Source organism: Thermopolyspora flexuosa (genome assembly GCF_006716785.1).
GTDB classification, from domain to species: domain Bacteria; phylum Actinomycetota; class Actinomycetes; order Streptosporangiales; family Streptosporangiaceae; genus Thermopolyspora; species Thermopolyspora flexuosa.
In genome coordinates this window covers 135,814-160,594 of the sequence record NZ_VFPQ01000001.1, presented here as the reverse complement: position 1 = coordinate 160,594, position 24,781 = coordinate 135,814, and the positions used below count along the sequence as shown (strand labels likewise).

Genomic DNA, 24,781 nt, shown 5'->3' with positions numbered 1-24,781 from the left:
GACTCCAGTGTCAGAGTTCGAGTTGATCGTTAAGAACGTCCGGGTCGTCCGGCACGACCGGAGCGAGCCGTTCGAGGCGGACATCGCCGTGCGCGACGGGCGGATCGCCCAGGTGGCGCCGGGGCTCGACGCCACCACGGCGAGGACCGTGGTGGACGGCGAGGGCAAGCTCGCCTTCCCCGGCGTGGTCGACGCCCACCAGCACTGGGGGATCTACAACCCGCTCGAGGTGGACACCGAGACCGAGAGCCGGGCGTGCGCCCAGGGCGGCGTGACCACCGCGCTCAACTACATCCGCACCGGCAGGTACTACCTCAACAAGGGCGGGGACTACGCCGAGGTGTTCCCCGAGGCGCTGGCGCTGTCGAACGGCCGGGCGTACGTCGACTACGCCTTCCACCTCGCGCCGATGTCCCGCCGGCACATTGCGGAGATCCCCTCGCTGATCAGCGAGCACGGGGTCACCTCGTTCAAGATCTTCATGTTCTACGGGGGCCACGGGCTGCACGGCCGGTCGAGCGACCAGAGCTCCTTCCTCATGACCCCGAAGGGCGAGCGGTACGACTACGCGCACTTCGAGTTCGTGATGCGCGGCATCCAGGCGGCTCGCGAGCAATTCCCGGAGATCGCCGACGAGATCTCGCTCTCGCTGCACTGCGAGACCGCCGAGATCATGGCCGCGTACACCGAGATGGTGGAGCAGGAGGGCAGGCTGACCGGACTCGCCGCGTACAGCGCCTCCCGGCCGCCGCACTCGGAGGGCCTGGCGGTCAGCATCGCGTCGTACCTGGCGCACGAGACCGGCCTGCCCACGATCAACCTGCTCCACCTGTCCTCGGCGAAGGCGCTGGACGCGGCGCTGCGCATGGCGAAGGCGTTCCCGCACATCGACTTCCGCCGCGAGGTGACGATCGGCCACCTGCTCGCCGACATCGACACCGCGAGCGGCATCGGCGGCAAGGTGAACCCGCCGATCCGGCCGCGCGAGGACGTCGAGGCGCTGTGGGAGCACGTGCTCGCCGGCGAGGTCGACTGGGTGGTGAGCGACCACGCCTGCTGCCGCGACGAGCAGAAGTTCGGCGACCCGCGCGACGACGTGTTCCTCGCCAAGTCCGGGTTCGGCGGCGCCGAGTACCTGCTGCCCGGCCTGATCTCCGAGGGCCGCAGGCGCGGCCTCGGGTACGACGCGATCGCCCGGCTCACCGCGTACAACCCGGCCAGGCGGTACGGCCTGCGCACCAAGGGCGCGATCGCCGAGGGCCTCGACGCGGATTTCGCCCTGGTCGACCCGAACCGGACCTGGGTGGTGCGGGCCGAGGACTCCGAGTCCACCCAGGAGTACACCCCGTTCGAGGGCTTCGAGCTCACCGCCAAGGTGACCGACACCTTCGTGCGCGGCCACCACGTGCTGGAGAACGGCAAGGTCGTGGGCACCCCGCAGGGCGTGTACCTGCGCCGTCCGGTCACCGCCTGATGGCGGCACGGCCGGACGAGCCCGTCCCGCGCAGCTACCTGTACGTCCCGGCGGACCAGCCGGACAAGCTCGCCAAGGCCCCGCGGAGCGGCGCCGACGCGCTCATCCTCGACCTGGAGGACGCGGTGGCCGCGGCGGCGAAGGCGGCGGCGCGGGAGCAGGCCCGCACGTTCCTCGTCTCCGCCGAGGCGGGGCAGGGGCCGCAGCTGTGGGTGCGGGTGAACGCGGACACGCTCGAGGAGGACGTGGGCGCGGTGGCCGTGCCCGGCCTGCGCGGCGTGATGGTCCCCAAGGCCGAGCCCGCCCTGCTCGCCCGGGCGGACGCCGCGCTCGGCGCGAGCGAGCAGGCGCACGGCCTGCCCGCGGGCACGTTCGCGATCCTCGCGCTCATCGAGTCCGCCGTCGGGGTGCTGCGCGCCGAGGAGGTCGCGCTCGCCCCCCGCGTGGTACGGCTCGGCCTCGGCGAGGCGGACCTCGCCGGGGAGCTGGCCATCCGGCCGGGGCCGGCCCGCGAGGAGCTGTGGCCGATCCGGTCCCGGATCGTGCTGGCGTCCGCGGCGGCGGGGCTGCTCGCCCCCGTCGGGCCGACGGACACGGCGGTGCGCGACACCGGTCCGCTGAGGGAGACCACCGAGATCCTGCTGCGGCAGGGCTTCCGGGCGCGCACCGCCATCTCCCCTCGCCAGATCCCGACGATCAACGAGGTGTTCACCCCCGCCCCGGAGGAGGTCGAGGCCGCCCGCGACCTGCTCGACCGTCTCGCCGAGGCGGAGCGGAACGGCCGGGGCGTGGCGGTCGACCGCGCGGGCCGGCTCATCGACCCGGCGGTCGCCCGCAGCGCCCGGGAGGTGCTGGGCCGGGCGCGCTGACCCCCGGTGCGCGCCCGGCCCCACCGCCATCCGGTCCCCCGGTGGCCACCGGGGGCGGTCCGCGGCGCCGATCGCCTGCCGCCGGCCCGGTGCCGTGGGGCAGGCCGTGGCCGTACGCTGGGCGGGTGTTCTCGCCGCAGGGTCCGTCGCTGGGCGAGCTGGTGGTGCAGGCGCTGTCCTCGGTGGAGCGCGGCTACGACCTGCTCGCCCCGAAGTTCGACCACACGCCGTTCCGCACGGGCGACGCCGTGCTCGACGCGACCGCCGAGGCGCTGCGCCCGCTCGGGCCGTTCGCGCGCGGGCTCGACGTGTGCTGCGGCACCGGCGCGGGCGTGCGGGCGCTCCGCCCGGTGTGCCGGGAGCGGGTCGTGGGGGTGGACTTCAGCGCGGGCATGCTCGCCCGGGCGCGGCTCGCCCACCCGGACGCCACCTGGGTGCGGGCGGACGCCCGGAGGCTGCCGTTCACCGGCGGATTCGATCTCGCGGTGACCTTCGGGGCGCTCGGTCACTTCCTGCCTGAGGAGCGGCCCGCGCTGTTCGCCGGGGTGTACCGGGCGCTGCGGCCGGGCGGGCTGCTGGCGTTCCCGCTCGCCGCGCCGCCGCGGGTCGGCTCGGCCGGCTACTGGTGGACGCTCGGGTTCGACCTCGCCATGCGGGTGCGGAACGCGGTATGGCGGCCGAGGTTCGTCATGTACTACCGCACCTGCCGGTTGGCCGCGATCCGTGAGGAGCTCGCCGCGACCGGGTTCACGGTGACCGTGGCCCCGCTGGAGCCGCTGGGTCGCCGCCAGGACGGCGGCCCGCGCTGCGCGCTGGTGCTGGCACGGCGGCCCTAGCTCACGCCGCCGGTTGGGCCGCGCGGGACCGGGCGATCGCGAGCAGCCGGGGAGCGAGCGCGGCGGCCTGGGCGCGGATCTCCGGCACGGCCGTCGTCTCGTAGTGGACGCCGCGCAGCAGCGGGCCGAGCGCGAACAACCGGTCGCTTGGGCGCCCGGCCGCGTCGAGCACGGCGCCGTCCGGGGCCACGTCGAGGCCGAGCCGCAGCGGGTCGGGCCGTGCCGTACCGGCGTCGATCAGGCCCGCGACGAACGGGTCGGCGGCCACGTCGCAGCCCGGGCCGGTGGCGTTGACGATCCAGCCGACGTCGAGCTCGGTCACCGCGCCGTCGATCTCGGCGCGCGCCCGCAGGCCGCCCGCGACCGGCTCGGCGGCGAGCAGGCGGCCGCGCAGCAGCCGCAGCCTGCCCTGTTCGCGCAGGTCGGCGATGGCGGCCGCGGCGGCGGGCGGCATGCGGTGCCGGTGGATCTCCCAGTAGCGGGCCACCCGCCGCAGGAACAGCCGCCGCTGGTCGAGGTCGAGCCGCCGCCACAGCGCCGGGACCTGCGGGCGCAGCCCGTCCACCACGCCGTGCCACTCGCCGCCGTTCTCCCGTACGGCACGGCGCACCGCGGCGAGCAGGCCGGCCACCCGCAGCGGCCCGTCGTCCGGCAGCCGGACGGGGAACGGTGCCGCCGGGACGGCGCGGTGCGGGCGGGGCAGCAGGGCGTGCCGGGACAGCGCGTACACCACGGCGCCGGGGTGGGCGCGGGTCACGGTGAGCGCGACGTCGACCATGGTGAGCCCGGTGCCGACCACGAGCACGGGCGCGCCGTCGTCGATCGCGGCGAGCGCGTCGCCCGCCCACGGGTCGGCGACGTGCCGGGGGTGGGCGGGCACTCCGGGCAGCGGGGCCGGGCCGCGGTTGCCGAGGGCGAGCACCACGGCGTCCGCGGCGACCCGCCGCCCGTCGGCGAGCCGTACCGCGGGGGCCGTGCCGGGTTCCGCGTCGAGCGCGACGGCGGTGGCGGTCACGCGGTGCACCGTGCGGTCGGGCGGGTCCTCCGCGGCGGCGAGGGTCTCGCGCAGGTAGCGGCCGTAGACCGCGCGGGGCAGGAAGCCGCCCGGGTCGAGGCCCTGCGCCCGCGCCCAGTCCACCAGGTGCCCGGGCTCGCCGTCGATCGCGCTCATCTGCGCGGCCCGGGTGTTGAGCAGGTGGCAGGGGTCCGTGGTGGCGTACGCCTGGCCCGCGGCGTGCCTGCCGTACCGGTCGACGATGGTGACCGCGACCGGCGTCCCGGACGCGCGGGCGAGGCGCAGCAGGTGGATCGCGGCAAGGGTGCCGCTCGCGCCACCCCCGACGATCGCGATCGACGGCCGGGACATAAACCCATATTACATGTGGGGATTCCCTATAACAGCCCCTTACCTGCGGACAAGCGTCCGGGGCCGGCTGAACCAGAGGGAGAGGCCCAGCGCCCCGGCGACGAGCAGCGCGCCACCGGCGGCGAACGCGGCGGCGACGTCGCGGCGCTCGTACACGACGGTGAAGGTGCCGGACAGCGAGCCGAGCGCGTCCTGCAGCTCGCCGACGTTCTCGGCGCGGTGGTAGGAGCCGCCGGTCATCTCGGCGACCCGCTGCAGCGTGGGCTCGTCGATGTCGAGCATGTTGCGGCCCCGGTCGAACCCGCCACGGCCGCCGAAGCCCCCGCCGAACCCGCCGCCGAACGGGCCGAAACCGTCGAACTCGGAGTTCTCACACACCATCGGGGCCGGGTTGGTGGTGCCGAAGCCGATGGTGAACACCCGGACCCGGCGCGCCGCCGCCTCCTCGGCCGCGGTGTCCGGCTCCACGCCCTGGGTGTTCGCGCCGTCGGTGAGCAGGACGATCACCGAGTTCGCGTACTCGCCCTCGTTCGAGCCGCCCTGGTCCGACCCTCCCTGGCCCGGGGTCGGGCTCACGCCGGTGGGCGCGACGTCCGGGTCCACCTCGGCGATCGCGTCGATCGAGGTGAGCATCGCCTGGCCGATCGCGGTGCCGCGGCCGACGGTGATGGCGTCGAGCGCCTCGATGAGCTCGTCGGTGTCGTCGGTGGGCGGCACGAGCACGCCCGCGGTGCCCGCGAACGTGACCAGGCCGATGCGCGGGCCGCCGCGCTGGGACTCGATGAACTCGGCGGCGGCCTGCTTGGCGGCGGTGATGCGGTTGGGGTCGACGTCCGTGGTGCACATCGACCCGGACGTGTCGAGCGCGAGCATGATCGTCGCCGAGGTGCGCGGCACCGGCATGGTCGCCTGCGGCCGGGCGGCGCCCAGCGCGAGCAGCACGAGCCCGGCCACGAACAGCGCCGCCGGGATCCTCCTCGTCCACCGGCCGCGCTTCGGCAGCGCGGCGCGGACGAGCGCGATCGAGGTGACGCGGACGGCGGCCCGTCGCCGGCGACGGCGGGTCAGCCACCACACGCCGAAGATCAGTGGAATGACCAGGATGGACAGCAGCGCCCAAGGCCATGACAGTGACATCTAGATCACCCGCCCGGTGCGAAGCACGGTGAGCACCGCTCCCCCGGTGAGCAGCACGAGGGCGAACGCGATGAACGCGCCGGCGAGGGGAAGCGGCTCGTCGGAGACGGTGAGCCGCAGATCGATCGAGTCGGCGATCCCGTCGAGCTGCGCGGCGTCGGCGGCCGGGTGGTAGGCGCCGCCGGTGGTCCGCGCGATCATCGTGAGGGCCTGCTCGTCGAGCGCGGTCCGCACGCGGTAGCCGTCGACCTGCACCGTCGTCCCGGCGGTGGTGCCGACGCCCACCGTGTGGACGCGCACCCCCGCCCGCTGGGCCACCTCGGCGGCCCGCTCCACGTCGGCGCCGCCCTGGTTCTGGCCGTCCGAGAAGATCACGATGGTGGCGGACGGCCAGTAGCCGATGTCGGGCACGGAGCCGTCGGGACCGAGGGCCACCTGCCGGCCGCTGATCGCCGACAGCGAGGCGAGGATCGCCGAGCCGAGCGAGGTGCCGCCGGTGATCCGCAGCCGGTCGATCGCCTGGAGCACGACGTTGTGGTCCTTGTCGGGCCGCGCGGTGACGAGCGCCCCCTGCTCGAACGCGACGAGCCCGATGTCGACGCTCTCCGGCTGGGCCTGGACGAACGCCCTGGCCGCCCGCTGCGCCGCGGCGAGCCGGTTCGGCCTGACGTCGTCCGCGGCCATGCTGTTGGAGACGTCGACGGCGAGCATCACGGTGCCCGAGGCCCGTGGCACCGGCACCATCGCCGTCGGCCCGGCGGCGGCGACCGCGAGCACGGCCACGCCCGCGATGGTCAGGCCGGTGCCGAAGCCGGCGCCGCCGCGCCGCCTGCCGGGTACGGCGACGCCCGCCGCGACGAGCGCCGCGGTACGGCGGCGCGCCGTGGTGACCGCGGCGGCGATCAGGGCCGCGGTGAGCAGCAGCCCGATGACGAGCAACAGCGGGGATGACAGCGTCATGGCATCCCTCCCCCCGTCGGATGCGGTGCGGTGACGCCCGGCCGGGACGCTTCTTGATTACGCCCCCTCCGGGACGTGGGGTTTCGATCACGTCCCCTCCGGGACGTGGGGTTGCGGTGACGTCCCTGCCGGGCCGGGATGTGCCTGCTCATCGCGCGCGGCTCCGGGTCCGGGCGACCACCTCGACCAGGGCCTGGGTGAGGTCCCGGTCGGTGTCGATGCGGTGCAGCGGCACCCGGGCGCGGCGCATGCCGGCGGCGAGCCGTTCCTCCCGGGCGTCGACCGCGGTGCGCAGGCCGGCGCGGAGCAGTGGGTCGGCGGAGTCGACGATGAGCTGCTCGCCGGTCTCGGCGTCCTCGATGACGATGAGCCCGGCCTCGGGCAGCATGTCGTCCGCGGTGTCGACGATGCGGAGCGCGACCACCTCGTGCCGCCGGGCGAGCCGCTGCAGCGCGCGCTCCCAGTCGCCTTCGCCGATGAAGTCGGACAGCACGAGGATGAGCGACCGGCGGCGGGCGAGCCGCCCGGCCGCGTCGAGCATCTCCCCCAGGTCGGTGGTGGCGCCGCCGCGCGCCCGGGCGGTACGGCCCAGCTCGGCGGCGATCCGCAGCACGTGCCGGCGGCTCGTGCCGGGCGGCACCACGCGCAGGATCCCGGTGTCGAAGAACAGGGCCCCGACACGGTTCCCGGCCCGGGTGAACATGCGGGCGAGCACGATCGCCAGCTCGGCGAGCACCTCGTGCTTGCCGCGCCCCGGCCGCCCGGCGGTCATCGACGCCGACCGGTCGAGCACGAGCCACACCGTGACCTCGCGGTCCTCGGTGAACACCCGCAGGTACGGCTCGTCCAGCCGGGCCGTGACGTTCCAGTCGATCTGCCGCGCGTCGTCGCCCTCGACGTACGCGCGCAGCCCGGTGAAGTCGATGCCGGTGCCCCGGTGGACCGTGCGGTACGCGCCCTGGAGCCGGCCGTCGAGCCTGCGGACGATCCGCCACTCCAGGCGGAGCAGCAGCTTCTCGGGAGCGGTCGCCATGGCTCAGCGGTTCTGCAGCACGACCTCGGGGGCGCGGACGGCGCCGAGCACCCGGTTGATGATCGTGTCCGGGTCGATGTCGTCCGCGAGGGCCTCGTACGACAGCACGAGGCGGTGGCGCAGCACGTCGAGCGCGAGCTCGGACACGTCGTGCGGCAGCACGTAGTGGCGGCCGCGCAGGAACGCCAGCGCCCGGGCGCCGGTGACCAGCGCGATCGAGGCCCGCGGGCTCGCCCCGTGGGTGACGTAGCGCTCGAGCTCGCCGAGCCCGGCCATGCCGGGCGACCGGGTCGCGCCGACGATGCGCACCGCGTAGTCGATGATCGCCGGGTCGACGTACACCTTCCGGGCCTGCTCGCGCATGCGCATCAGGTCCTCGGTGGTGACGATCGGGCGCGGCCGTACCGGCTCGTGCAGCGCCCGGGCGACGATCGCCTGCTCCTCGGGCTGCGACGGGTAGTCGACGAGCACCTTCATCATGAAGCGGTCGACCTGGGCCTCGGGCAGCGGGTAGGTGCCCTCGGACTCGATCGGGTTCTCCGTCGCCATGACGAGGAACGGCTCGGGCACCGGGAAGGTCTCGCGGCCGATCGTGACCTGGTGCTCCTGCATCACCTCGAGCAGGGCGCTCTGCACCTTGGCGGGCGCCCGGTTGATCTCGTCGGCGAGCAGCAGGTTGGCGAAGACCGGGCCGAGCTCGGTGGTGAACTCGCCGGTGCGCTGGTTGTAGACCCGGGTGCCGACCAGGTCGGCCGGCACCAGGTCGGGGGTGAACTGGATGCGCTGGAAGGTGCCGTCGATCGCGGCGGCGAGCGAGCGCACCGCGAGGGTCTTCGCCAGGCCGGGCACGCCCTCGACGAGGAGGTGACCGTCGGCGATGAGCGCGACGGCCATGCGCTCCAGCAGCAGGTCCTGCCCGACGATGACCCGCTTGACCTCGAACAGCACGCGCTCCAGCGGCTGGGTCGACTGTGCGGGGTGAGACGCGGTCATGGGGTTCCTTCGTGTGACGTCAGTGCGGTGAAATGCGGTACGGCGCTGCGGCCGAAGCCGGGGTCAGATCTGCGGGCCACCGCCCGAGGGGCCGTCGCCCTGGCCGCCGAGGGCCTCGCCGATCGGCACCGCGAACGCGATCCCGGCGAACGCCTCGTCGCCCCCGGGGTCGGCGATCGAGACCACGATCCCGATGACGGCGCCCTGGGCGTCCAGGAGCGGGCCGCCCGAGCTGCCCGGGTTGACCGCGGCGTCGAACTGGATGAGCCCGGTGAGCCGGCCGTCCGTGGAGGTCCGGTTGAGGCCGGAGATCACACCGGTCGACACACTGTGGGTGAGGCCGAGCGGGTTGCCGATCGCCACGACGGGCGCGCCGATCTCGGCGGCGCCGCCGATCGTCGCGGGAACGACGACCTCCGGGAGACGCGCCGGCCGGAGGGTGGCGATGTCGCGCCGCGGGTCCGACTCCACGACGGTCGCCCTCGCCCGCGTGCCGTCCGCGAAGGTGAGGGTGATCTCCTCCGCGTTCCTGACCACGTGGTGCGCGGTGAGGATGCTGCCGTCCTCCGCCGCGATCACTCCGGTGCCGAGCGACTCCCCGGCCCGGACGACCACCACCGACGGCGAGACCCGCTGGTAGATCTCGGTCGCGTCGAGCCCGGTCGCGGTGGGCGTCGGCGTGGGTGTGGGACTCGGCGCGGGCGCGGCCGTGGCGTCGCCCCCGTGTGCGGCACCCAGCCAGTAAGCCAGGATCGCCACCACGACGAGCACGGCGCCCCCGACGACAAACCACCGAGCCCTCCTGGCCACGGTTCCCCGATTCTCGGCCGCAACTGCTGTCTGCGGCTCTTGCTGCACCGCCCCATCGTCATTGGAACGGGGGTAAAGCGCCATAAAATTCACCTGAGAAAAATCTGAAAAACCCGAGGAGTGCTCCGATCAGCGCCGGCCGCGATTCGTCGCCAGTCGAAATATCCGCAGGTCACGCGCGTGGCGCGAGGATCCCGCGGGTTTCCACCGCAGCCCCGTCCGGGGTTACGCGAACCTTCCTCCATGGAGAGGGTGACGGGGTGAACGCGCCATGACAAGAGGGTTCGTCACCGCGGCCACGGTATTGGGCACCGTACTGCTCGCCTCGGTCACGGCCGTCGCCCGGCCCGCGGCCGCGGCCGTTCCGGACCCGGCGCACGCGGTCAAGCGGCGGCTTGCCGCCGGTCAGGGCGTGCGTACCTCCGAGACCGTGCGCATCTCCTTCGGCGGCACGACCACCGCGTCCGGGTACCGGTCCACCGGCCGGGTACGGCTCGCGCGCACCGGCCCGGCGGCGGTCGCGGTCACCTGGCGGGATGTCCCCGGCCGCGACCCGGCCCACTCGGCGATCCGCATCGGCAACGTCGTGTACTGCGACGCCGGGCAGTACCCGATACCCGTGCCGGACGGCAGGCGGTGGGTGGCGCAGACCCGGCGGGCCGGGTTCTGCTGGACAATGGCGCAGCGCGCCGGCCTGCAGCCGATCGACGTGTACGACCCGGCCATGCTGCGGGCCGTGCTGCGCCGCTCCACCCGGACGGCGGTGCGCGGCGGCCACCGCTACCAGGGCGCGCTGACGTACCGGGAGCTGAGCAAGATCGTCCCGAAGTCCTACCGCAATCCCGCGACGAACGCCCGCGTCACCGCCACGAGCAAGGGGAGGATCACCTGGCGGCTGTTCACCGGCCGGGACGGCCTGCCCACGCGGCTGGTCACCACCAACACCCAGGGCTCGGGGAAATCCGCCGTGGTCATGCGGGTGGACACCCGCTACTCCGCCTGGGGCCGCCGCGTGACGATCACCGCCCCGCCCGCCGCCGAGACGATCGCTCAGGACGACCTGTACGGCCCGGCCGTACCCGACCCGGAGCCGGCCTCCGCGGCGGCGAACTAGCGCCGGTCAGCGGGCGCGCATGGGCCGGATGGTCGCCTGCTCGGCCTCGTCGAGGATGGGCGCGAGCAGCCGGGTGAGCTGCTCGCGCTGCTCCGGCGTGAGCCGGCCGGTCGCCGGGGCGAGGGCGCTGCGGAACTCCCGGTAGAGCCGCTCGAAGAGCTCGAGGCCCGCCGGGGTGGCGAACACGTCGACGACCCGGCCGTCCTCGGGGTTCTTGCCGCGCGCCAGCAGCCCGCGCCGCTCGGCACGGTCCACGAGGCCGGACATGGTCGACTTGTCGAGGCCGAGGTAGGCGGCGAGGTCGGTCATCCGGCCGCGGCGGTCGCGCAGGATGCCGAGCACCCGCAGCTGGGTGAGCGACAGGTCGTGCTCCGCGCCGAGCCGGGTGAGGATGCCCACCACGTAGTAGGCGATGCGGATGAGGGCGTCCTCCAGCGCCTCCGTCGATCCGTCCGGGTGGGCGTCGGGCGTCATGCGGCCATGCTAGTCGGCGCTGCCGTCACTCCCGGCCAAGGGTGACGGCCCGCCGCCACACCCTGCGGCAACGCCGTCCACACTCCTGCGATCGCCCTCCCCGGGCGCCTCGTCCGGCCTGGTCGGGACCGAGCTGCTCGGCACCATGCTGGAGCACCACCGCGGCGACGTCGGCGCCGCGCTGCGCGCCTGGGAGGACCACCTGCGGCCGCTCGTCGCCAAGATCCAGAAGATGGGCGTGCAGCGGCGGTTCTTCTTCACCCCGGGCAGCCGGATGCAGATCGCGCTCCGGCCGGTGGCGGCCCGCGCCTTCCAGCTCCCGCTGGTCGGCGGGGTGCTCCACCGGGTGATGCGGCCGGGGCAGGGCGAGGGCGACGACCTGTTCACGGTCAAGGCCGCCGCCTGACCCGCACCCCCGGGCGCGGCGGCTCAGGTCGCGTGGCGAACTCGGACGGGACCTGCGACGTCTCCCCGCGTGGCGACCCCGCCGGCTCGGTGCTCGTCCTCGACGACCACCACCTCGTGATCGCCGACCGCCCCGGCAACCACCGGGCCGACAGCTTCCGCAACGTGCTGCGCAACCCGCACGTCGGCCTGCTGTTCGTCGTGCCCGGCATGACCGAGACCCTGCGGGTGAACGGCCGCGCCGTGATCGTGTCGGACGCCCCGTTCTTCGACGACCTCGTGGTGAAGGGCAAGCGCCCCCGCCTCGCCCTCCTCGTCGAGGTCGAGGAGCTGTACATGCACTGCGGTAAGGCCTTCCTCCGCTCCGGCCTCTGGAACCCGGAGACCTGGCCGGACCGCAGCACCCTGCCCACCTTCGGCCAGATCGTCAAGGACCAGATGAAGCTCAGCGTCACCGCCGAGGAGCTCGACCGGAACCTCGCCCTCGACGCGGCCACGAACCAGTACTGACCGTGCCGTGGCCGCGCCACCGCGGCCACGGCTGTGCCTCACCGTAGCTGGCGGGTGATCGACGGGTCGGTGATCGCGGCGTCGGCGGCGAGCAGGAACGCCTTCGACAGGATGATCGACAGCATGCCGCCGTCCTCCTCGAACGGCAGGAACACCTGGTCGGCGCCCCGGCCGTGATCGGGGACGATGCACAGGTAGGCGTCGTTCGGCTCCATCAGCACGTTGCCCGAGCCCAGGTGGATCTTGTACGTGCGGAGGTCGCCCCGCACCCGCAGGAACCGGTCGGTGAGCTCCACCCGGTCGGCGATCTTCAACCGGGGCAGCAGCCGGGCCAGCACGTCCCGCCGGGTCTTGGCGGTCTCGCCGAGCTCGCCGAAGCCGTACTCCCGCCAGTAGTCCTCGTGCCCGGCGACCGCCTCCTGGTCGAGCCCGACCGAGGCCACGCCCACCGCCAGGTCGGCGTCGCGCATCACCTCCGACAGCACCAGCGGCGGCACCTCGGTGAGCGGCACCGCGTCACAACGGCCCGGCGCCCAGTAGGCGTCCCCGCGGTGGACCTCCCCCTCGCGGCAGAAGTGGACCTCCTCGGCGAGGCAGTACGAGGCGGTACCCCAGCCGTCGTCCTCCGGATCGCCGGCGACGTGCATGCTCCACCGTGCCTGCATGCCCTGCAGCTCCTTGACCGCCGCGCCGTGATCGCTGCCGCACTCGTAGTCCCAGTGGCCGATCGCCAGGCCGGTCCAGCCGCGCTGGTTGAGCAGCGCCTTCGCCTGGCCGTACCGCAGCACGTGCCCGCTGAACCGCCGCGAGTACGTGCCGGTCTCCCGCTCGGCGGGCGTGAGCAGGTACACCTCGCGGAACGCCTGCTTGTACGGCTGCCGCACCCCACGGTCGAGCAGGAAGTCCCGCCAGGCCCGCACCTCCTCGGCGGACGCCCGGATCGGATGCCACAACAGGACCGGCGTGTCCGGGAACGGCTGGATGCGACGGCCCTGCGGATCGGTCAGCTCCCAGCCGTCACCGGCGCGCACCGGAATCCCGGCCGGGCCCTGCAGGATCTGCCAGATGAGGTCCCGTGCGTACCGGCCGGTGACCGGGTGGTCGAGGAAGTATTCGGTCACCTCGTGCCAGCGCCAGACGCGTTCCTCGACCAGCGCCCGCTCCAGCCGGAACCGCTCGGCCGCCAGCGTCTGCTTGAGCTCCTTCAGCGTGGCCTTCAGCTCGGCCACCACCGGATGCTTACGGATCGCCTGCGGCGCCGACTTCACGGTACGGCCGGCCGGGTTGACGAACCGCAGGGCCGGGCCGTCCACGCACAGCCGTACCCGATAGTCACCGATCTTCTCCTCGCGCACGCCGTCGGCGTCGAGACCGAAGTCGGGCACGGTGCGGTCGAGCAGCCGCTCCCGGCTGAGGCCCAGCTGCTCGGCGATCGTGTCGAGGGCGCGCGTCGCGTTCGCCAGCACGGTCTTCTTGCGCACCTTCACCGGGACCTTCGCGAGCGCGGCGGCGGCGTCGAGACCGCCGCGGCGGCCCAGGGTGAGCACGGCCGCGTTCGCCAGCAGCTCGCTGCGGCAGTTCGCCCCGCTGCCGCCCATGCCGACCCCGCAGGTGACCGCCACGTCGCCGAGCAGCGGGGCGACCCACGGCTCGTCGACGAGCTCACACGTCCACACCAGGCCGCGCAGCATGCGGGCGGTTCGCTGGTGCAGGAAGATCGTGTCCTCGTGGTACCACTCGTTGAGGAAGGGCCGTTCGCGGTGCGCGGCCAGCCGCGTCAGGATGTCGCGCATCAGCCCGGCCGCCTCAGGTACATACAGCCGCCGAGCCGTACCGAGCCAGCGTTCGCTCGGCTTGGCCGAGGTGGCCGTGGCCCAGTGCCGCAGCAGGGACAGCACCGGCTCCTCGCCGAGCCGTTCGCCGAACTCATCGGCGAGCAGGCAGGCGAACGGGTCGAAATCCCAGACAAGGTTCCGCACCCGGGCGGCGGGATCGGCCTTCTCGGGCTCGGTGAGCAGCGCCTTGACGTCATCGCCGATGGCGTTCCAGACCTCTTTCCAGTAGCTCCGGGTCCACGACTCCCAGTTGCCGAGGACGCGCCGCCGGTCGAAGTGGCTCAGCTCAGCGGCCGCGGCCAGGGGAATCCGGTACAGCACCTCGAAGTTGGTGTGCTGCGCCCTCATCAGGATGTCCGCGAAACCCCAGAGCCGCCGGACGTCCGTGGCGGTCCACCCCATGTCCACGCCGGCCACGAAGTCGACGGCATCGAGCAGCGTCCGGTCGTAGTCGTGCCCGCCCAAAGGCCCGAGCCAGAGCCGCATCTGCACCCACCGCCCGAACGCCCGGAGCTCGTCCTCGTCGAAACGGTCGACGAACGAGGTCAGCGGGGTCTCCCACGGCGGAGGCCCGAAGAGGTGCTCGAAACGGGCGATGACATCCTTCTCGCCCTCCGACAGGCCGTACTCCGTGTACGGGAACGTCCGCGGCAGCCGTCCCTTGACGCCCACATCAGCCTCCGACCAGGGGGACCAGCTTGATGAACGACACGACCGGGTCCCCGGACAGGTCGATCTCCTCGTCGAGGTCCTCGATCTGCCGGTCACCGACCAGCAGCAGGAACCCGTTGCGCAGGAACGCCCGCTCGGCCGCGTCGGCCTGCCGTTCCCAGTCGATCCGCCGCCTGGGGGCCTGCCGGTACCCGTTCCGCTCGATCTCCTCTTCCACCGGCTGGACCAGTCCGTTGAATCTCGGCCGGGGTGCGGCGTTGTAGCGGGCGACCTCCTCCCGCACCCGCGTGCGCACCAGCTCCCGCGCGGTGATCCGCGTGGGCAGCCCGGGCAGCGTGAACTCCTCAAGCGGCTTGCCCAGCACCGTTTCATCTCGGAACGTGACCGTGGCCATCGGCGGCCTCCCAACGGAAGATCGACATCGACTGGCCGTATAGGTAGCAACCGCGTCCGACAAATCCGGGAAACCGCAGGCACATGCACGCTGCACCGCCGAAAAGCCTCGGCCGGCGCGACAAGCGCCGGCCGTACGGCCGGGGCGCGAATCGGTCAGGATGGCTGGAAAAAGTGGTGGGCGCGCCGGGTGAGAGCACCGACGGTTCCGGGACCTCCCCGGCCACGACCGAGGACACCGGGCCTGCCCCCGGCGTCCCGAACGCCGGGGCGGTGACCGTGCTGTTCGACCCGCTGACCGCCCGCCCGTGCAGCACCAAGATCGTGCACGCGGAGGGCCGTACGGCGGGAGCGCGGTTCGGCCACTCGTTGGCCGTGGGCAACCGGGACGACGAGCGCTACCTGCAGGCCGGCGCTCCCGGCGCGGACGCCGTCGAGGTCGTCTCGCTGAACGGCGACCCGCGGCCCTCCAACACACTGACCTTCCCGAAGCGGGGCGCAGGGTTCGGCCACAGCCTCGCCCTGGCCGACGGCCGCGCCGTCGTGGGCGCCCCACGCGCCGACGGGTCGCGCGGCAACGTGAGCATCCATCTGCTGGACCCGGGCGCGCCGTCCCCGCGGATCGTCGAACCGCAGGGGTGCCGGTGCCCAGTTCGGCCGGGCCGTCACCGTCGGGCCCCGGCCTGCGGGTGACGGCCTCGGCTCCCGGCCGGCGGGCGCCGAACGCGTCCTCTCACGACGCGAGCAGCGGCGCGATCACCCGTTTCGACCTGGACGATCCGCGCCCCACCCCGTGGTGGTACCCGCCGACCCTCGACGTCCGCTTCGGCGCGAAGTGGTGAGGTGACCCCACCCGTCCCATGAGCCCTCGGGATCTCAGGGCGAAGGTCGGCCGGTAGGCAGGAGGGTCGGGCCCGCGCGCACGGCCTTCCCGCAATGTCGGCGCTGCCAGACCCGCACGTAGCCGACCTCGAAGTCCGCGGGGAATTTCGTCTCCCCTGAGGTCTCGGCCAGGCCGCCCATCTCGGCGAGCCGGTGGAAGACGCCGGTGTAGGCGGCGGTGACAGGCGTCGTCGGCGACGAGCGCGGCGTGGTCGATGCGGGGCGCGGTCGCTCAGGCCGTCAGGTCACCATTTCGGAAGCAGGACGGGGCAACAGGTTTGAGGACAAACCAGAGAGAGCAGCGGGACCGTTCCTCGGTGAAGCCCCAGCGGGCGGACAACGCACGGATCAGGTGAACCCCGCGGCCGGACTCGGAGAGGTCGTCGACCGGCTGTGCGGGGATGCCGGGCACGGTGTCCGCGCCCTCGTCGGTGACGGTGACGAGCAGTCGCCCGTCGACGTCGGCGTGCACGGTGACCTCGATCGCCGCGGAACGGGTGTGCACCACCGAGTTCGTCACCGCCTCCGACAGGAGGATCACCGCGTCGTTCCGGCGCGGGTGGCGATCGAGAACCTTGCTCAACCAGCGCCGCGCCTCGCCGACGGACGCCTTCGCCGACGCGAACGCGGCCCGGTCGAGCAGCCGGTAGTACGGGATGTCGGGCATCGTCGTCGTTGCCTCCCCCTGTCGGTCGTTCGCCGTCGCCCGGCGGACGGCGGGCCGTACGGAAACCTCCCGGCGACAGGCCGGGTCACGTATGGCGGTTGGGCCAGGTACGGACGGCGACCGTAGGGAGTCGTCGCGGACGCGGGTGCGGCATGACTGTGGCGTCATCGTGGCACGGACGCCCACCCGTCGGCCCGCGCCTTACCGCACCCGCGAAAACGCGCGCTTTACTCGCGCTTTGGCGTTACAGTGACCACCATCACCATCACTCTCCGTAACGTAACGAACTCGGAAAGTAGGTGAGGGCGATGGCGGGGCCGGAGCGCCGGGAAACCCTGTTGAAGGTGTTGCTCGCCAAGCGACACTTGGTGACACACCGCGCCTTTTGCCGCGAATACGACAAAGTCGCCCGGAAGCTGGACCGCAATCTGATCACGAGGGCACCGGGCCGCGAACAGTACGCCCGCTGGCTCGCCGGCAAGATCAAGACCAAACCGTCGGCCGACCGCTGCCGGGTGCTGGAGCACATGTTCCCCGGCTACACCGTTGCCGAATTGCTCGCACCATACGATCCTGGAAAGGGCAACCGGGATATTTCTCCCATAACCTCCGAATTGGAGGAGGCAGCCACGGACCGGCGACAGGTATTCCAGATCGGTGCCATGACGGTGACGGCCGGGCTGCTGGACAACGTGATCCACGGCCCCGACCAGTTTGAGCAGGCGCTCCACTCCACCACCGTCAGCGAGGCCAAACTGGCCTTCCTCGAATCGGAAGCCGAGCAACTCGGCCTGCGCGGCGGCATCGTTCCCCCGGAAACCCTGATCCAGCAATCGATGCTGCACCTGTCGAGCGTCCGAGCATTGCTGGAAAACCATCAGCCCAGCGCGATCCAGCAACGGCTCGCACGGGTCGGCGCCCGGCTGGCCTTCATCGTGGGCGAGCACCTGTTCACCCTGCACCAGCCCGAACTGGCTCGCCGGTGGTGGCGGACCGCGATTTACGCAGCCGAGGAAGCGGGAGACCGACACTTCGCCGATCACGCCTACGCGGCATGCGCCTACCTTCCCACCTACTTCGGTGACCCGCAGGCCGTGCTCGCGCACGTCACCCCGCGCCTGGAACAGGCGACCAAGGCCACCCCCGCCATCGCCTGGATGTGGGGACTGGCAGCCATGGCCCACGCGACTCTCGGCGACCGCAACGCGTTCGAACGAGCGAACACCATGGCCCGCAACACCTTGGCCCGCTGCTCACCCGACAGCCTCACTCCCAGCGTCTTTTCGTTCCTACCTCGTAAGCAGGCGTTCTACGAGGCTCGCGGGTACGCGGAGCTCGGTGACGTAGAGGGTGCCAAGGAAGCGGCATGCCGAGCGCTCGCGGACTTCGATTCGCCCACAGCCATCAACGCCGCCTTGACGCGCCTTGCCTACGCCACGGCGCTGGCGAAGGCGGGCGAGGTCGAGGAGGCATGCCGCCTCGCCACAATGGCTGTCACATCTCGGCCGGTCCCCGCCTTCGCGGTGATGGTGCGGGCACGCGAGCTCGACGCGTTGGTGCCGCGGAAGGCCGCCGCCGCTCAGGAGTGGCGCGAGACTCTGGCGGGCGTCCCCGCCCCCAGGTGAGGGCAGGCCACGTCAGGGGATCCGATGACGGTCGAAGCCGCATCCTCGGCTATCGCGTTGCCCCAACGGGGATGGCTTGTCCTCGCCGGCGCACACCACCTCCGTGTGCCCCTGCTCGGCCAGCAGGCCCGCGACCGGCTCGGTCCCCCAGCTTTGAAATCCGCACTGGATGGGCCGTCTCCTCCTTGAGGTTCTTGAGGCCCGCCGAGCACCCGCGCCGCCGCCCCGGCACGTCGCATTCCGTGGCACGGCGAGTCGAGAAACACAGGCCGATCACCCGGCGAGCCACACGAACCCGGTCAAGATCAAGGCGCTTCCCCGGCGCTGCGCTTCCTGACCGCCACGGAACCGGCACGCACTGAAAATTTCACGAGACTCCGCCGATGGTCGGCCGAGAACTCGGTCCCCCCGTCGGCCGCGCGGTGCGCCGACAGCCTGCCGCCGTCCACACCTCCGCCGATTCCTGAACTCGCGTGACGGCCCGGTTACGGGAGTACGACGCCCGATACCTCGTGCGGCCGCCGCCAACCGGACACGGCGCCGACCCGGCGATGGCAGAAAACAAGATGTGGTTAACCGGCGAATCCGTAGTGTAATGAAATCAGTCACTCGCCTTGACCTGTCGCCGGTCCATGGCCACGGCGATTCCTCTCGCCGTGCCATGAAGTCGCATGAAGCCTACTTGTGACATGAGAGCACGCGACGCCGACGTCGAGATCAGCGCGTCGCCCGAAAAGAATTCGGTCGACCCCACGTCGGTGATCGGAAAGACGGAGCAGTCGTACCAAGCGGTTCGCGTACGGACACAAGCCCGGTGAACGCGATGAACAATCCTGTCCCTGCGCAACAAGAGACGCGCGGTGTCGAGGAGCGGGCCTGTGATCCGCTCGCCGCCGCCCTGGGAAACGCCTCTCTGCTCGGAATCGGATACCTGTTGCTGGGACGGCGACGGCTCGCCAAATTCAGCGTGTTCGTCACGATCGCGCTCGCCGTCCTCCTCGCCACCGTGCGGCAGGTCGGCGTCGAACGCGTCGTGCTGCTGTGGTGGGTGTTCGTCATCGGGCACGGCTGGTACCTGGCGCGCAGCCACAGCCGGCGTACCAAGTCGGAGGCGGCTGGCCAGGCGTCCCCCGGTACGGCGTCGCAGCCCGCGCCGGCGCCCACGGCGGGCGCGCAGCGGGTGATGGCCGCCCTCGTCACGATTCCGGTGCTGGTGGCGGTGGGCCTCCATCGCAGCGGCGCCGAGGACATCCGGCGGAGAGCCGCCGAGGCCCACCGGAACGGCGACTGCGAGCGGGCACTGTCGATCCTGGACGAGCTGAGCATCCGCCATCGCGTGGCCAACGGTCCGCTCACCGTCCGGACCGATGCCGATGCCGAGGCCTGCCGCCTGCTGGTGCAGGCGAAGCGGCAGGAACGGAGCGACCGGCTGCAAGCCGTCAGGACGCTGCAGCGGTACGCCGCCCACCCGGCGGCGCTGTGGAAGGGCGCGAGCGACCACCGGGCCACGGTGCTCCTCGCCCAGGCCGCCGCCGAGTTCGACACCGCACTCACCGGTGACGTCAAGGCCCTGCAGACGGGCTACGAGCGGCTGGACGGCGTGCTCAAGGAGTTCCCCGGCCGGGAGCAGGACGCCGGGAAGGTCGTCGACCGGCTGCTCGACCGGCTGCCGGTGAAGAACGCCTGCGACACCAGGGCCATCGCCGACTGGCTCCGCGCCCGGTCCAAGCGCGAGGACGTGCTCGACCGGGCCAGGAGCGGCGCGGCGAAGCTCGCGCCCGCGGCGCTCGTCGAATGCGGCCACGCTCTCGCCGCGGACAAACGCTGGAAGGAGGCGCGCAAGGCGTACCGGGCGCTGGTCGCCGACTATCCCGACCACAAGCTCGTCGCCACCGCCGAGCGCGGGATAAGGAAAGCAACCCTGGCGATCCAGCTCGCGAACGTCAAGAAACTCATCAAGCCGCGGAAATCAGGGCTACCCGCCTACTGCTCGAAGCCGGCCCGGTACGAAGGCGCTCCCCGCTATCGGGGAAGCGGACCGCACCGCACGCTGTTCCTCGGCCAGAACGAGCACAGAGCGGCGCTGCCCCGCTCGTGGCTGGCCAAGGATCCCGCCGACGCCGCTCTGGTGATCTGCGCCGGGGAGTCCCGGCTCGGGACCAAAGTCCAAACCTGCAGCTATAAAGCGAGGCCGAGCCATCTGACCGGCACGATCAAGGTGAGTTTCCACAAGGAAAAGGTTCCGGTCCGGATCTATGAGCTGCGAACCGGGGCGCTCGTCGCGAAAATCAACCTGCAGATCAGCGGGAAATCGTGTCCTTGGCTGCTTTACTTCGATCATTATTCCGATTACGAGACCGAGGACAGCAGATTGGTGAATCCCTCCAACGGGGATATCCGCGCCGCGTACGCCACGGTGATCAATCGGTCACCGACGGCGTTGATCAGAGGGTCATGACCACACCGTGACCCGACGGCCGTCGGCGGACGCTCCAGGGCAAGGCCGCGACCGGTGACCGATCGACCCCGCAGCGGCGCGGCCAGGTCACGCAGGGCGCGGCGAGCGGCCCGGCCGTACCCGGCCCCCGCGGAAGGACCGGCCGCCGTGGGCCACCGGCGGGCGGACCGGTCAGATGACCTTGCGCCGGGCGAGGTCGGCGATCTCCTCGGGGGTACGGCCGAGCTCGGCGAGGACGGCGGCGGTGTGCTCGCCGACGGCGGGGATGGGGTCCATGCGCGGCTCCAGGCCGGCGAACGTGATCGGCGGGAGCAGGGCGCGGATCGGGCCGTTGGGCGTGGCGACCTCGCGCCAGCGGTCGCGGGCGCGGAGGACCGGGTGGTCGAGGAAGTCGGCGACGGTGTTGACCCCGGCGTTCGCGATTCCGGCCTGGTCGAGCAGGGAGGTGGCCTCGGACGCGTCGAGTTCGGCGAACCGGGCGGCGACGATCTCCTCCAGGGCGTCGCGGTTGGCGACGCGCAGGGGGTTGGTGGCGAAGCGGGGGTCGGTGGCGAGGTCGGGCTGCGCGAGGAAGTCGGCGCAGAAGCGGGTCCACTCGGGTTCGTTCTGGATGGAGATCAGGATGGTGCGGCCGTCGCGGGTGGTGTACGGGCCGTACGGGGCGATGGTGGCGTGCCGGGCACCCGCCCGGGGCTGCTGCGTGCCGGTGCCCTCGGTGTAGTGGGCGGGCTGGCCCATCCATTCGCCGAGGGCGTCGAGCAGGGAGATCTCCAGGGCCGCGCCCTCGCCGGTGAGCCGCCGCCGGTAGAGCGCGGCGAGGACGGCGCTGAAGGCGTACATGCCCGCGGCGATGTCGGCGACCGAGATGCCGACGCGGGCCGGCTCGTCGGGCGAGCCGGTGAGGGAGACGAGGCCGGTCTCGCACTGGACGAGCAGGTCGTACGCCTTGCGGTGGGCCCAGGGGCCGTCGCCGCCCCAGCCGGTGATGCCGACCACGATCTTGCTGGGGTCGCGGGCGAGCACGGCCTCGGGCGAGAGGCCGAGGCGTGCGGCGGCGCCGGGGCCGAGGTTCTGGACCAGGACGTCGGCGCGGCCGACCAGTTCGTGGAGGATCGCGCGGCCGGGCTCGGACTTCACGTCGAGGGTCACCGACTCCTTCGAGCGGTTGAGCCAGACGAAGTAGCTCGACTGGCCCTTGATCGACTCGTCGTACCGGCGGGCGAAGTCGCCGCCGCCCGGGCGCTCGATCTTGATGACGCGGGCGCCCAGGTCGGCGAGCTGCCGGGTCGCGAACGGGGCGGCCACCGCGTGTTCCAGGGCGACCACGGTGATCCCGGTAAGTGGCAGCACGGCATCCCTTTCGTCCGGTTTCGCATGGGACGGTACCCAGCTCGGCCCGCCGGAGGCGAGGGAGGGGCGAGCCGGGCACGCCGGGCGTACGTACCGAACGCGGGGCACAGCGGGCGGGCGGGTGCGAGAATGATCGGCGATGACGATCCGGTTGCTGATCGCCGACGACCAGGAGATGGTCCGCAGGGGGATGCGGCGCATCCTGGAGCGGCAGCCGGACATGGAGGTGGTCGCCGAGGCGGCGGACGGCGAGGCCACGATCGAGCTGGCGCGGCGGACGCGGCCGGATGTGGCGCTGGTGGACATCCGGATGCCGCGGATGGACGGGCTGGAGGTGACGCGGCGGCTCGCCGGGCCCGGGGCGGACCCGCCGGTGCGGGTCGTGGTGGTGACCACGTTCGACCTGGACGAGTACGTCTATCCGGCGCTGCGGTACGGCGCGTCCGGGTTCCTGCTCAAGCGGCCGGGGCCGGCGCTGCTCGTGGAGGCGGTCCGTGCGGCGATGGCGGGAGCAGCCTGATCAGCCCGTCGATCACGGTGCGGCTGCTCAAGCACGTCACCGGCGGGCGGCGGGAACGGCAGGGACTGATCGAGCCGCTGACCGAGCGGGAGATCGAGATCGCCGCCAAGGTGGCCGAGGGGAAGACGAACGCCGACATCGCGGCCGAGCTGTTCATCTCCCCCGGCACGGTGAAGACGCACGTGGCGAACATCCAGCGCAAGCTCGGCGTGCGCAACCGGGTCGGCATCGCCGTACGGGCGTGGGAGCTGGGGTACGCCACGGGGCGGCTCGCCGAGTGACGACGGCGCGAGCCGAGGTCGCGGCACCCTCACCGGCGGCGATCGCTACGTAGGCTCGGGCCATGCGCGGCGCATCCGTGTCCCGTTCGCGGCCCGTCTCGCGTTTCCGCGTGTTCGTCTGTGGCGCGACGGTGGTCGCGATCCTGCTGCCCGCCCTGCTCGCCCCGCCGAGCGCGCTCCTCGTCGCGGTCCCGGCGGCGCTCGCGGTGGCCGCCCCGATGCTGCCGTGGCCGCTCGGGCGCGTCTCGCTCGCCCGGACCGGGCTCGGGCTCGGCGCGGTCTCGCTCGCCGTGACCGCCGGCTACACCGGGATGCGCGAGGCGGCGCTGCTGTGGCTGCCGTTCGAGGTGTGCGGGCTCGCGGTCCTGCTCGGGCGGGTCGTGCGCGGGGTGCCGGGCCGGCGGGTCGCCGTGGTCGCGGCCGTGACCGGGGCGGCCGCGGTGCTGGTGCCGCTGCGGGTCACGCTGTGGGCCGGCCCGCCCGACTGGCGGCTGTCGCTGGTCCTCGTCGTCACGGCGATGTTCCCGGTCACGCTCGCCGCCGCGGTCGGGCTCTACCTGCGGGCGCTCGACACCCAGCGGGAGCGGGCAGTGGCCGAGGCCCGCCGGGAGCAGCGGCTCGAGCTCGCCCGCGACCTGCACGACTTCGTGGCCCACGAGCTCACCGGCATCCTGCTCGAGGTGCAGGCGGCCCAGGTGCAGGCGTACGACCCGGAGGAGAACAAGGCGCTGCTCGCCCGGCTGGAGGAGGCGAGCCTCCGCGCCCTGGAGTCGATGGACGAGACGCTGCGCGCGCTGCGCGACCCCGACGCGCACGCCGACGAGCCGGCCACGCTGCGCCGGGATCGCGTCGACGAGCTGCCCGCGCTGGTCGAGCGGTTCCGCGGCGCGGCCACCAAGCACGCCGTACTCGAGCTGGAGGACGGGCTCGCCGACCTCCTCCCCCGTCAGGTGCAGCGGACGGTCTACCGGGTGGTGCTCGAGTCGCTGACCAACGTACGGCGGCACGCCGCCAAGGCCACCGAGGTCACGGTGTCGGTACGGCGGGCCGCCGAGGACCGGGACGCGGTCGAGGTGACCGTCACCGACGACGGCGGCCGGGGCGGGCTGCTCCGCCTCGACCGGCGGCGCGGCGGCGGCACCGGCCTGGTCGAGCTGGCCGCCCGCGTCGAGGCGCTCGGCGGCACGCTCACCGCCGGCCCGCAGGGGAAGGGCTGGCGCGTGCGGGCGCGCATCCCGATCCGCGACGGCGGCTGAAACGCGGTCCTCCCGGTCGACGGCCCCGGCGGCGAAATCTGCCGAACGGCAGATGTGGCGGGCCCGGCCCGCGGCCGATGCTGGACGGCGCACCACGTCGGGACCAGAGGGGACCTCATGAGATCGCGTACCACGAGGGCGTGGGCCGCGGCGGTGGGCGCCTGCGTGCTCCTCGCCTTCCTGCCCGCCTGTACGGCGAGCGGCGCCACCACGAGCCGGGACAGCCGCCGTTTCCCGTTCGCCGGGCGGAACCTCACCATCGAGGCGCACGAGACCGGGCTCACCGTGGTGGCCGGTGAGCGCGGCGAGATCGCGGCCGAGCGCGAGCTGCGCGGCACGGCCGCGGCGGACGGCAACGCGTCCTGGGCGTTGCGCGGCGACACGCTCAGCATCCGCGTCGACTGCAGCGGCATCGTGCTCTCCTGCGAGAGCGAGCACCGGGTGCGCATCCCCGAGGGAATCGGGCTCACGGTCAACGGCGTCGGCGGTGCCGTACGGCTCGAGGGCCTGACCGGGGACGTCACCGCGAGGCTGGGCCACGACGGCACGATCCGGGTGGTGCGGCCCGCGGGCAGGCTGCGGCTGCACAGCACCGGGGGCCACATCACCGTGATCGACGCGCGCTCGGCCCAGGTCGAGGCGTCGACCTCGGGGGACGGGAACATCGATCTGGCGTTCGCGGCCGCGCCGTCCCGGGTCGAGGCGCGGGCCGCGGGCTCGGTCGGCATCACGCTCCCGGCCGGGGCCGAGACGTACCGGATCGACGCGCCGGGGTCGGACGTGCCGAGCGATCCCCGCAGCGACCGGGTGATCGTCGCCCAGGCCGGCGGCACCGTGACGATCCGGAGGGACCGGTAGGCG

Annotated in this window: 22 protein-coding genes and 1 pseudogene; 12 read left to right on the top strand and 11 right to left on the bottom strand. The window is 72.8% G+C overall.

Going from position 1 to position 24,781, the window contains the following annotated elements:
- The first annotated feature begins 7 nt into the window (after positions 1-7).
- The 3 genes from FHX40_RS00695 (at position 8) to FHX40_RS00685 (ending at position 3,179) form a co-directional block, all read left to right on the top strand.
- Positions 8-1,474, top strand: coding sequence for a dihydroorotase (locus FHX40_RS00695; RefSeq protein ID WP_142257799.1), 1,467 nt, complete (start codon positions 8-10; stop codon positions 1,472-1,474).
- On the top strand, positions 1,474-2,343 hold the full coding sequence (locus FHX40_RS00690) for an HpcH/HpaI aldolase/citrate lyase family protein (protein WP_142257798.1): 870 nt from the start codon (positions 1,474-1,476) through the stop codon (positions 2,341-2,343). Before FHX40_RS00695 ends, FHX40_RS00690 begins: the two co-directional genes overlap by 1 nt.
- A gap of 125 nt (positions 2,344-2,468) precedes the next feature.
- On the top strand, positions 2,469-3,179 hold the full coding sequence (locus FHX40_RS00685; protein ID WP_142257797.1) for a class I SAM-dependent methyltransferase: 711 nt from the start codon (positions 2,469-2,471) through the stop codon (positions 3,177-3,179).
- A 1-nt stretch (position 3,180) separates the two neighbouring features.
- Here the strand turns inward: FHX40_RS00685 and FHX40_RS00680 are convergent, their stop codons facing one another.
- The 6 genes from FHX40_RS00680 to FHX40_RS00655 form a co-directional block, all read right to left on the bottom strand.
- The gene (locus tag FHX40_RS00680; protein WP_142257796.1) at positions 3,181-4,545 is read right to left on the bottom strand and encodes an FAD/NAD(P)-binding protein; all 1,365 of its coding nucleotides are present in this window, start codon (positions 4,543-4,545) and stop codon (positions 3,181-3,183) included.
- Between the two features lie 39 nt (positions 4,546-4,584).
- Entirely contained in the window at positions 4,585-5,682 is a 1,098-nt protein-coding gene (locus tag FHX40_RS00675; protein ID WP_142257795.1) for a VWA domain-containing protein, read from the bottom strand.
- Positions 5,683-6,642 carry a VWA domain-containing protein gene (locus tag FHX40_RS00670; protein WP_142257794.1) on the bottom strand — a complete coding sequence of 320 codons (960 nt, stop codon included), beginning with the start codon at positions 6,640-6,642 and terminating at the stop codon, positions 5,683-5,685.
- 148 nt (positions 6,643-6,790) lie between these two features.
- On the bottom strand, positions 6,791-7,675 hold the full coding sequence (locus FHX40_RS00665; protein WP_142257793.1) for a DUF58 domain-containing protein: 885 nt from the start codon (positions 7,673-7,675) through the stop codon (positions 6,791-6,793).
- A 3-nt stretch (positions 7,676-7,678) separates the two neighbouring features.
- Complete coding sequence (locus FHX40_RS00660) at positions 7,679-8,668, bottom strand: AAA family ATPase (RefSeq protein WP_142257792.1); 990 nt, start codon at positions 8,666-8,668, stop codon at positions 7,679-7,681.
- A 63-nt stretch (positions 8,669-8,731) separates the two neighbouring features.
- Entirely contained in the window at positions 8,732-9,478 is a 747-nt protein-coding gene (locus FHX40_RS00655) for a S1C family serine protease (RefSeq protein ID WP_229788811.1), read from the bottom strand.
- 271 nt (positions 9,479-9,749) lie between these two features.
- Between FHX40_RS00655 and FHX40_RS00650 the strand changes: the two genes are divergently transcribed.
- Positions 9,750-10,592 (top strand): hypothetical protein, encoded by an 843-nt coding sequence (locus tag FHX40_RS00650; RefSeq protein WP_142257790.1) that lies wholly within the window; start codon positions 9,750-9,752, stop codon positions 10,590-10,592.
- Positions 10,593-10,598: 6 nt separating this feature from the next.
- Here FHX40_RS00650 and FHX40_RS00645 read toward each other — a convergent pair whose 3' ends face one another.
- Positions 10,599-11,066 (bottom strand): MarR family winged helix-turn-helix transcriptional regulator, encoded by a 468-nt coding sequence (locus FHX40_RS00645; RefSeq protein WP_142257789.1) that lies wholly within the window; start codon positions 11,064-11,066, stop codon positions 10,599-10,601.
- 145 nt (positions 11,067-11,211) lie between these two features.
- On the opposite strand from FHX40_RS00645, the gene FHX40_RS00640 reads away from it, so the two are divergent.
- Positions 11,212-11,472, top strand: coding sequence for a hypothetical protein (locus FHX40_RS00640; protein WP_142257788.1), 261 nt, complete (start codon positions 11,212-11,214; stop codon positions 11,470-11,472).
- Between the two features lie 32 nt (positions 11,473-11,504).
- Entirely contained in the window at positions 11,505-11,981 is a 477-nt protein-coding gene (locus FHX40_RS00635; RefSeq protein ID WP_229788808.1) for an MSMEG_1061 family FMN-dependent PPOX-type flavoprotein, read from the top strand.
- 38 nt (positions 11,982-12,019) lie between these two features.
- Here the strand turns inward: FHX40_RS00635 and FHX40_RS00630 are convergent, their stop codons facing one another.
- Both FHX40_RS00630 and FHX40_RS00625 read right to left on the bottom strand, forming a co-directional pair.
- Positions 12,020-14,488 (bottom strand): DUF4132 domain-containing protein, encoded by a 2,469-nt coding sequence (locus tag FHX40_RS00630; protein WP_142257786.1) that lies wholly within the window; start codon positions 14,486-14,488, stop codon positions 12,020-12,022.
- A 1-nt stretch (position 14,489) separates the two neighbouring features.
- A complete protein-coding gene (locus FHX40_RS00625; protein WP_142257785.1) occupies positions 14,490-14,882 on the bottom strand; it encodes a hypothetical protein in 393 nt (130 codons plus the stop codon).
- Positions 14,883-15,058: 176 nt separating this feature from the next.
- Between FHX40_RS00625 and FHX40_RS00620 the strand changes: the two genes are divergently transcribed.
- Positions 15,059-15,574: a hypothetical protein gene (locus FHX40_RS00620; RefSeq protein WP_142257784.1), complete on the top strand. Its 516-nt coding sequence runs from the start codon at positions 15,059-15,061 to the stop codon at positions 15,572-15,574.
- Between the two features lie 421 nt (positions 15,575-15,995).
- Here FHX40_RS00620 and FHX40_RS00615 read toward each other — a convergent pair whose 3' ends face one another.
- The gene (locus FHX40_RS00615) at positions 15,996-16,430 is read right to left on the bottom strand and encodes an ATP-binding protein (RefSeq protein ID WP_170198667.1); all 435 of its coding nucleotides are present in this window, start codon (positions 16,428-16,430) and stop codon (positions 15,996-15,998) included.
- A 308-nt stretch (positions 16,431-16,738) separates the two neighbouring features.
- On the opposite strand from FHX40_RS00615, the gene FHX40_RS00610 reads away from it, so the two are divergent.
- Together FHX40_RS00610 and FHX40_RS00605 are read left to right on the top strand one after the other, a co-directional pair.
- Positions 16,739-18,055, top strand: coding sequence for an NsdA family TPR-like regulatory protein (locus FHX40_RS00610; RefSeq protein WP_142257782.1), 1,317 nt, complete (start codon positions 16,739-16,741; stop codon positions 18,053-18,055).
- Between the two features lie 814 nt (positions 18,056-18,869).
- Positions 18,870-20,513 (top strand): tetratricopeptide repeat protein, encoded by a 1,644-nt coding sequence (locus FHX40_RS00605; RefSeq protein ID WP_142257781.1) that lies wholly within the window; start codon positions 18,870-18,872, stop codon positions 20,511-20,513.
- 171 nt (positions 20,514-20,684) lie between these two features.
- On the opposite strand, the gene FHX40_RS00600 is transcribed toward FHX40_RS00605, so the two are convergent.
- Positions 20,685-21,863 (bottom strand): CaiB/BaiF CoA transferase family protein, encoded by a 1,179-nt coding sequence (locus FHX40_RS00600; RefSeq protein ID WP_229788805.1) that lies wholly within the window; start codon positions 21,861-21,863, stop codon positions 20,685-20,687.
- A 139-nt stretch (positions 21,864-22,002) separates the two neighbouring features.
- Between FHX40_RS00600 and FHX40_RS00595 the strand changes: the two are divergent.
- The 3 genes and pseudogenes from FHX40_RS00595 (at position 22,003) to FHX40_RS00585 (ending at position 24,778) form a co-directional block, all read left to right on the top strand.
- Positions 22,003-22,664 (top strand): annotated as a pseudogene (locus FHX40_RS00595) (response regulator).
- A gap of 110 nt (positions 22,665-22,774) precedes the next feature.
- Positions 22,775-23,920: a sensor histidine kinase gene (locus tag FHX40_RS00590; RefSeq protein ID WP_211350121.1), complete on the top strand. Its 1,146-nt coding sequence runs from the start codon at positions 22,775-22,777 to the stop codon at positions 23,918-23,920.
- A 117-nt stretch (positions 23,921-24,037) separates the two neighbouring features.
- Entirely contained in the window at positions 24,038-24,778 is a 741-nt protein-coding gene (locus FHX40_RS00585) for a DUF4097 family beta strand repeat-containing protein (RefSeq protein ID WP_142257778.1), read from the top strand.
- Positions 24,779-24,781: the final 3 nt, after the last annotated feature.

Bases quoted from the DNA above. Each gene is read 5' to 3' on its own strand.
- FHX40_RS00610 (WP_142257782.1), top strand. From the start codon at position 16,739: ATGGCGGGGCCGGAGCGCCGGGAAACCCTGTTGAAGGTGTTGCTCGCC.
- FHX40_RS00675 (WP_142257795.1), bottom strand. From the start codon at position 5,682: ATGTCACTGTCATGGCCTTGGGCGCTGCTGTCCATCCTGGTCATTCCA.
- FHX40_RS00625 (WP_142257785.1), bottom strand. From the start codon at position 14,882: ATGGCCACGGTCACGTTCCGAGATGAAACGGTGCTGGGCAAGCCGCTT.
- FHX40_RS00640 (WP_142257788.1), top strand. From the start codon at position 11,212: ATGCTGGAGCACCACCGCGGCGACGTCGGCGCCGCGCTGCGCGCCTGG.
- FHX40_RS00615 (WP_170198667.1), bottom strand. From the start codon at position 16,430: ATGCCCGACATCCCGTACTACCGGCTGCTCGACCGGGCCGCGTTCGCG.
- FHX40_RS00650 (WP_142257790.1), top strand. From the start codon at position 9,750: ATGACAAGAGGGTTCGTCACCGCGGCCACGGTATTGGGCACCGTACTG.
- FHX40_RS00670 (WP_142257794.1), bottom strand. From the start codon at position 6,642: ATGACGCTGTCATCCCCGCTGTTGCTCGTCATCGGGCTGCTGCTCACC.
- FHX40_RS00665 (WP_142257793.1), bottom strand. From the start codon at position 7,675: ATGGCGACCGCTCCCGAGAAGCTGCTGCTCCGCCTGGAGTGGCGGATC.
- FHX40_RS00645 (WP_142257789.1), bottom strand. From the start codon at position 11,066: ATGACGCCCGACGCCCACCCGGACGGATCGACGGAGGCGCTGGAGGAC.
- FHX40_RS00690 (WP_142257798.1), top strand. From the start codon at position 1,474: ATGGCGGCACGGCCGGACGAGCCCGTCCCGCGCAGCTACCTGTACGTC.
- FHX40_RS00660 (WP_142257792.1), bottom strand. From the start codon at position 8,668: ATGACCGCGTCTCACCCCGCACAGTCGACCCAGCCGCTGGAGCGCGTG.
- FHX40_RS00585 (WP_142257778.1), top strand. From the start codon at position 24,038: ATGAGATCGCGTACCACGAGGGCGTGGGCCGCGGCGGTGGGCGCCTGC.
- FHX40_RS00680 (WP_142257796.1), bottom strand. From the start codon at position 4,545: ATGTCCCGGCCGTCGATCGCGATCGTCGGGGGTGGCGCGAGCGGCACC.